Raw genomic sequence first — 5,184 nt, 5'->3', positions numbered from 1 at the left:
TCTTTCTGCGTCTTGTATTTTGACTTAAACGACTTTAAAAATATTAATGACACCTTAGGTCACCACAGTGGAGATATGATCCTCGTGGAATTTGCCAAACGTCTGCGCGCGCAAAGCCGTGGCACTGATATTATTGCACGGCTAGGCGGTGATGAGTTCTGTATGCTATTGCCAGGACTAAGTGATAGCGACGTAATTAAAACGAAAATATTGTCGTATTCAAAGGCCTTGGCGGAACCATTGACCTTAGAAAACACAAGTTACCAAATTTCCGCGAGCATTGGCTACGCCGTTTACCCACGACACGGCGTCGATTATGAGAGTTTACTGAAAGTGGCCGATCAAAAAATGTACAGTGTGAAGCGCGCAAGCTCAGGTGAAAACCAGTATTCCACCTGAGGCAGCAGGCCAATCAATTTACTTATTAATGGCGCGCAGCATCCATGCGGTTTTTTCGTGTATACGCATGCGGTCGGACACCAGTGCGGCAGTGGATTCGTCGTCACCCTGCTGGGCCAACTTTAACGCCGCGCGGCAACTTTTGACCACTTGCTCGTGACCTTTGGTAAGAATATCCACCATTGCCTCTGCCGAGGGAACACCATCAACCTCTTCGATCGAGCTTAAGCGCGCAAATTCTTTATAAGTCCCCGGCGCTGCTACATCGAGCGTACGGATACGCTCGGCGATATCATCAACGGCCACAGCTAATTCGGTATAGTGTTCTTCAAACATCAGATGCAGATCGCGAAAGCGTGGCCCTGTCACATTCCAATGAAAATTGTGGGTCTGTAGATACAATGTGTAAGAATCTGCCAGTAAAGCTTTAAGTCCATCGGCTATCGCTTCACGATTCGCTTCGCTAATACCAATATCGATACTTTCCATAATACTTACTCCTATGAATTTCTGTGTCTTGGTGCCAGACTAGCAAAAGCCTATTCATATCTAAAATATTTAATTACCATAGATACGATAGCTGTTTACTATGATGACCTTTTGACCTCAGGGTTCCCTCACAGGCCTGATATTTCTTAAACAAGTAAAACAATGGATCAAGCAATGCCGTCATACACTTATCTACGCGCACTTAAACTAAGCCTATTACTTCTGTTGGCGGGCGGCTTGCTCAGCGCTTGCGCTACATCACAGAACGCACCAGCCACCCCGGTAGTAGAAGGGTTTACAAGTTGTGAAACTCCTCGGCCAGAAATGTGTACTAGGGAATACAGGCCCGTTTGCGGCCACATCGACACGGGTATTCGCTGTGTTACCACGCCCTGCCCTGCCCAGCGCCACCAAACTTACGGCAATGCCTGTAGCGCCTGCGCTGATGAAAAGGTCATGGGATACGAACAAGGGGATTGTGCGACTTACGGAAAGTAAAAAGGCCAGCTTGAACAAGCTGGCCTTCTGTTTACGCCTAGCGAGCCTCCAAAGGGAGGCTACTGGTTTTAACGCTCAATAATTGCCGTTACGCCCTGACCGCCCGCTGCGCAAATAGAGATCAAACCACGACCACTACCTTTCTCTTCCAGCATTTTAGCTAAAGTGGCCACAATTCGACCACCAGTTGCGGCAAACGGGTGACCCGCCGCTAATGAGCTGCCATTCACATTCAATTTACTACGATCAATACTGCCAAGCGCGCGATCCAGTCCGAGCTTATCTTTACAGAAGGACTCGTCTTCCCAAGCCTTCATGGTTGCCAAGACTTGCGCGGCAAAGGCCTCGTGAATTTCGTAGTAATCAAAGTCCTGCAGACTCAAGCCCGCCTTAGCTAACATACGTGGCACAGCGTAAGCCGGAGCGAGTAACAAGCCTTCTTTCTCGCTGGCGCCATCTTTACCAAAGAAATCTACTGCCGCCGTTTCTACAAAGCTCAAATAAGCCCGTACTGGCAGATTATGTTCCGCAGCCCACTCTTCGCTGGCCAACAGCACAACCGAGGCGCCGTCAGTCAGAGTCGATGAATTACCCGCTGTTAAGGTGCCTTGACCACTTTCTTTATCAAAAGCCGGCTTTAAACCTGCCAATTTTTCTGCGGTGGTGTCAGGACGCAGAATATTGTCTTTGTTCACGCCATTAAAGGGCGTAATGAGGTCATTAAAGAAGCCTCGATCATAAGCTGCGGCCAAATTCTGGTGACTCGCCGCCGCCAACTCGTCTTGCTGGTCGCGAGGAATCTGCCACGCCTTAGCGGTGATTTCGGTGTGCCCGCCCATCGACAAGCGTGTGCGCGGTTCGGCATTGGCGGGAATCAATACGCCCACGTCTTTAGCGCGCAGCTGCAGGAATGGCTTGACACGATCACCGAAGGAGCGCGCCTTGTTAACCTGCAGTAAAATTTTACGCAGACCTTCGCTCACACCGATGGGGGCATCAGAGGTAGTGTCAACACCTCCAGCGATACCGGCATCAATCTGGCCAAGCGCAATTTTGTTGGCAACCAAGTTAATGGCTTGCAAGCCAGTACCGCAGGCCTGCTGGATATCAAAACAGGGCGTATTGGCGTGTAGCGAAGTGCCCAATACCGATTCCCGGGTTAAATTAAAGTCCCGGCTGTGCTTCATAACCGCGCCAGCGGCTACTTCGCCCAGACACTCACCCTGCAGATTATAGCGCTGCACCAAGCCCTCTATTGCCGCCGTGAGCATAGTTTGGTTACTCACACCAAAATACGCTGTATTGGAACGGGTAAAGGGAATTCGGTTACCGCCGATGATAGCAACGCGCTTAATAGCCTGTGTCATATCTGGACCTCGGTGTTAAATAGGGAGACAGTGGGTATATCCTAAAGTGCGCGCAGTGTAACAAGCCTGAATCCCGCGGCATTGGCTGAAGCGACGGCGGCCAAGTGCGCCGCTGTCAATCCGGTTGCCTTATTGAGCCGTTACAATGCCCACCACTGTTAATTAGCAGCAAGATATTACTTGGCCACTAGCAGCAAAATTAGACCTCAGGTCAGGTGATGTAAATAGAATTCAGACATAAGCCCTCTTGGGCAGCGGAGCACACGGTATGAGCGACACAGTCGAAAACATGATTAACTCTAATGTCGGTAAAAAGATCCTAGGCGCGCTGGGTGTAAACGCCCCCGTCGACTTGCTGCGCTACTACCCCGAACAAACCAGCTTCTTCTCTGGCGCCCTGCTCTTTGGCGCCGGAAGTAACGCTCAGCTTGTCGACGCGTGCTTGCGTAACTTACAAGACAGTGATGCCGAGTTAGCGCTGACCACCGAGTGCGCGGCGCAAGCCAGTAAGCCCGTTGAAACTGTCGTTGCAGAGCGCTACCAAGCCCTTGTCTTTGACGGCAGCGGTTTTACCGACAGCCTGCAATTAATTCAGGCCTACCGCTTCTTTAATGAGAACATCCGCAAGCTCCGCGCCAGCGGTCGCATTGTTATTCTTGGCCGCCCTCATATGGAATGCGCCACTCCAGAAGCCGCCGCTACTCAACGAGCTCTAGAAGGTCTTAGCCGCTCGCTAGCCAAAGAAGTCGGCAGCAAGGGCGCGACCGCGCAGCTTATTACCGTTGCCGAAGGCGCGGAAGCGAACCTAGACAGCAGTTTGCGTTTTGTACTGTCCCCCAAGTCAGCTTACATCAGCGGTCAAGTCATCAAGGTTCGCAGCGCTGCCGTGAACGCAACTGCCGATTGGCACAAGCCCTTGGCAGGCAAAATCGCTCTGGTCACTGGCGCCTCACGTGGTATTGGTGCCGCGATTGCCGAAACCCTGGCCCGCGACGGTGCCACCGTGGTCGGTGTAGACGTTGTGCAGATGGAAACTGACTTAGCCAAGATAATGGCTCGCCTCAACGGTAAGCCCGTTATTGCCGACATTACCAGCAGCGATGCTCCCGCAAAAATTGGCGCGGCCCTGAAAGCCTTAGGCGGTGCCGACATTGTGGTTCACAATGCCGGTGTCACTCGGGATAAAACCATCGCTAATATGTCTGAGCAGTTCTGGCAGATGACCCTAGACATCAACCTCGCTGCGGCCCAACGCATTACAAGTGAGCTATTAAGCAGCGGCGCACTAAACGACGGCGGCAGCATCATTGGTGTTTCCTCCATGAACGGCATTGGCGGCCAGCGAGGCCAAACCAATTACGCCGCATCCAAGGCTGGCGTTATCGGTTATGTCGATTTTATGGCCCAATCAGAAGAACTCGCGTCGCGCAATATTACGGTTAACGCCGTGGCACCCGGCTTTATAGAAACCGCCATGACCGCAGCAATTCCGCTATTCACCCGTATGTTCGGTCGTCGCTTGAACTCACTCTCTCAAGGCGGCTTACCAGTAGACGTAGCCGAGACCATCGCCTTCTTCGGCAACCCCGCTTCACGCGGTGTTAGCGGCAACACCGTGCGAGTTTGCGGCCAATCTTGGTTCGGCGCGTAACACTCAAACAACAACCCTGCAGCGCACCGCTGCGGGGTTTTGGCCCGCCTAAAATTACATCACTTAGATACAGCAGCCGCGCGTCCCACCGGTTTCGCCACTCTGCCTATCATTGCAGTAATATATTTCCCCCACCTATTGCATTAGCAAGGAAATGACGCAATATCATCGGTGAGCTGCATGACCAGCGTCCTCAACACCCCCGCCCTAGGAGTAACAACACAATGAGCAAGAAAGACGCATACGTAGCTAAAGGCCAAGCAACCATTGATGAGCAAATTGCCAAACTTGACATGCTTAAAGCCAAAGTCAAAAGCCAAGTTGCTGATCAGCGCATCGACGCCCACGAGCACATTGAAAAACTCGAGAAAAAGCTAGCTACCGCTAAATTACGACTTGCCGAAGTCGCAAATTCAGCTGAGGATAAATGGGAAGATTTGTCAGCTCGCTTTGACGAGCTTAGCGATGATTTAAGCGCAACAGTAAAGAAGTTTTTCAGCAAGTAACATTGAAGGCAACGCAGTGATAATGAGGGCAGGTTTATTTAGCTAGTTATTTAAGCAATAAAACTGCCCATGTTTTAGCGCAATCTTTACGCGCAACAAGAGTACTAACGCCAATGCAAAACTGGTTTTCGAAAAACCTCGGTGACCCAATGCTGGCATTCGATGCCATTGAGTACCTTGAACGTCGCTTTTCGGAAAACTACGCAAATACTGCAAACCCCAAGGACTTGGCGGTATTTATTCGACATGAATCAGAAGGCCGACTGCACTGTGA

General features: G+C 51.1%; 6 protein-coding genes. 4 read left to right on the top strand and 2 right to left on the bottom strand.

Features of this window, described 5'->3' with window-relative positions; genetic code table 11:
* The coding region (locus tag ABYT30_RS15220) for a diguanylate cyclase domain-containing protein (RefSeq protein ID WP_373097359.1) at window positions 1-399 on the top strand (399 nt) is incomplete at its 5' end.
* Window positions 400-417: 18 nt separating this feature from the next.
* Here ABYT30_RS15220 and ABYT30_RS15215 read toward each other — a convergent pair.
* On the bottom strand, window positions 418-888 hold the full coding sequence (locus tag ABYT30_RS15215; protein ID WP_373080690.1) for a Dps family protein: 471 nt from the start codon (window positions 886-888) through the stop codon (window positions 418-420).
* 174 nt (window positions 889-1,062) lie between these two features.
* Between ABYT30_RS15215 and ABYT30_RS15210 the strand changes: the two genes are divergently transcribed.
* Window positions 1,063-1,386: a hypothetical protein gene (locus ABYT30_RS15210; RefSeq protein ID WP_373097358.1), complete on the top strand. Its 324-nt coding sequence runs from the start codon at window positions 1,063-1,065 to the stop codon at window positions 1,384-1,386.
* A 68-nt stretch (window positions 1,387-1,454) separates the two neighbouring features.
* Here ABYT30_RS15210 and ABYT30_RS15205 read toward each other — a convergent pair whose 3' ends face one another.
* Window positions 1,455-2,753, bottom strand: a complete 1,299-nt coding sequence (locus ABYT30_RS15205) for an acetyl-CoA C-acetyltransferase (protein WP_373097357.1) — start codon at window positions 2,751-2,753, stop codon at window positions 1,455-1,457.
* 268 nt (window positions 2,754-3,021) lie between these two features.
* On the opposite strand from ABYT30_RS15205, the gene ABYT30_RS15200 reads away from it, so the two are divergent.
* Both ABYT30_RS15200 and ABYT30_RS15195 read left to right on the top strand, forming a co-directional pair.
* Window positions 3,022-4,404: a 3-oxoacyl-ACP reductase gene (locus ABYT30_RS15200; protein ID WP_373097356.1), complete on the top strand. Its 1,383-nt coding sequence runs from the start codon at window positions 3,022-3,024 to the stop codon at window positions 4,402-4,404.
* A gap of 224 nt (window positions 4,405-4,628) precedes the next feature.
* Complete coding sequence (locus tag ABYT30_RS15195) at window positions 4,629-4,910, top strand: hypothetical protein (protein ID WP_373080695.1); 282 nt, start codon at window positions 4,629-4,631, stop codon at window positions 4,908-4,910.
* The last annotated feature ends 274 nt before the right edge of the window (window positions 4,911-5,184 follow it).

Origin of the sequence: Zhongshania sp. (assembly GCF_041623545.1) — a bacterium.
Classification (GTDB): domain Bacteria; phylum Pseudomonadota; class Gammaproteobacteria; order Pseudomonadales; family Spongiibacteraceae; genus Spongiibacter.
This window is presented reverse-complemented; position numbering and strand designations above follow the sequence as displayed.

Coding starts and splice junctions, on each gene's coding strand:
- ABYT30_RS15215 (WP_373080690.1), bottom strand. CDS start 888: ATGGAAAGTATCGATATTGGTATTAGCGAAGCGAATCGTGAAGCGATA.
- ABYT30_RS15210 (WP_373097358.1), top strand. CDS start 1,063: ATGCCGTCATACACTTATCTACGCGCACTTAAACTAAGCCTATTACTT.
- ABYT30_RS15205 (WP_373097357.1), bottom strand. CDS start 2,753: ATGACACAGGCTATTAAGCGCGTTGCTATCATCGGCGGTAACCGAATT.
- ABYT30_RS15200 (WP_373097356.1), top strand. CDS start 3,022: ATGAGCGACACAGTCGAAAACATGATTAACTCTAATGTCGGTAAAAAG.
- ABYT30_RS15195 (WP_373080695.1), top strand. CDS start 4,629: ATGAGCAAGAAAGACGCATACGTAGCTAAAGGCCAAGCAACCATTGAT.